General features: G+C 48.2%; 2 rRNA genes. Both read right to left on the bottom strand.

Annotated features, from left to right (window positions below):
* A 23S ribosomal RNA gene (locus JOC77_RS21040) occupies positions 1–1,231 on the bottom strand; the annotation flags it as partial.
* Positions 1,232–1,587: 356 nt separating this feature from the next.
* Positions 1,588–1,646: ribosomal RNA gene (locus JOC77_RS21035) — 16S ribosomal RNA — on the bottom strand; the annotation flags it as partial.

The raw sequence follows: 1,646 nt of genomic DNA, 5'->3' as shown, positions 1-1,646 counted from the left end.
CCACCCACAGCTTCGGTGATACGTTTAGCCCCGGTACATTTTCGGCGCAGAGTCACTCGACCAGTGAGCTATTACGCACTCTTTAAATGGTGGCTGCTTCTAAGCCAACATCCTGGTTGTCTAAGCAACTCCACATCCTTTTCCACTTAACGTATACTTTGGGACCTTAGCTGGTGGTCTGGGCTGTTTCCCTTTTGACTACGGATCTTATCACTCGCAGTCTGACTCCCAAGGATAAGTCATTGGCATTCGGAGTTTGACTGAATTCGGTAACCCGATGGGGGCCCCTAGTCCAATCAGTGCTCTACCTCCAAGACTCTCACACTTGAGGCTAGCCCTAAAGCTATTTCGGAGAGAACCAGCTATCTCCAGGTTCGATTGGAATTTCTCCGCTACCCACACCTCATCCCCGCACTTTTCAACGTGCGTGGGTTCGGGCCTCCATTCAGTGTTACCTGAACTTCACCCTGGACATGGGTAGATCACCTGGTTTCGGGTCTACGACCTCATACTCATTCGCCCTATTCAGACTCGCTTTCGCTGCGGCTCCGTCTCATCAACTTAACCTTGCATGAAATCGTAACTCGCCGGTTCATTCTACAAAAGGCACGCCATCACCCGTTTCTTTCAGAAGAAAGACATAGGGCTCTGACTACTTGTAGGCACACGGTTTCAGGATCTCTTTCACTCCCCTTCCGGGGTGCTTTTCACCTTTCCCTCACGGTACTGGTTCACTATCGGTCACTAGGTAGTATTTAGCCTTGGGAGATGGTCCTCCCTGCTTCCGACGGGATTTCTCGTGTCCCGCCGTACTCAGGATCCACTCTGGAGGGAACGAAGTTTCGACTACAGGGTTGTTACCTTCTTCGACGGACCTTTCCAGGTCTCTTCATCTACCCCGTTCCTTTGTAACTCCGTATAGAGTGTCCTACAACCCCAAAAGGCAAGCCTTTTGGTTTGGGCTATATTCCGTTTCGCTCGCCGCTACTCAGGAAATCGCATTTGCTTTCTCTTCCTCCGGGTACTTAGATGTTTCAGTTCCCCGGGTCTGCCTTCAAAGCCCTATGAATTCAGGCTGAGATACTGTTCCATTACGAACAGTGGGTTTCCCCATTCGGAAATCTCCGGATCAAAGCTTACTTACAGCTCCCCGAAGCATATCGGTGTTAGTCCCGTCCTTCATCGGCTCCTAGTGCCAAGGCATTCACCGTGCGCCCTTTCTAACTTAACCATTCGGCTGATGATAAGCTTCGTTCTTCTTCGTCAACTTCGCTCGCTCAGATCCTCACGCACGCTAAGTGCGCTCCGGTCTTCCCTCACTCGTTTCCTCGAATAACTCGCTTCTCCGAAAGCATAGTGCTTTAGAGAAGTTTTGCTTTATCAAGCCATAAAACATAAAACTTAACTTTATTACTCGATGCGGTATAAAATGACGCAAATCATTTTTGCCTTAATATTGTTATCTAGTTTTCAAAGAACGAAAAACAAATGATAAGCTCTCCAAATAGATCGCTTCTAATTTGTTTCATATTATATGAGAGAATTGCTCTCTCAAAACTGAGCGAAACAAGAACGCTTTTTCCTTAGAAAGGAGGTGATCCAGCCGCACCTTCCGATACGGCTACCTTGTTACGACTTCACCCCAA

Source organism: Peribacillus deserti, assembly GCF_016909175.1.
Classification (GTDB): domain Bacteria; phylum Bacillota; class Bacilli; order Bacillales; family DSM-1321; genus Paraperibacillus; species Paraperibacillus deserti.
This window is presented reverse-complemented; position numbering and strand designations above follow the sequence as displayed.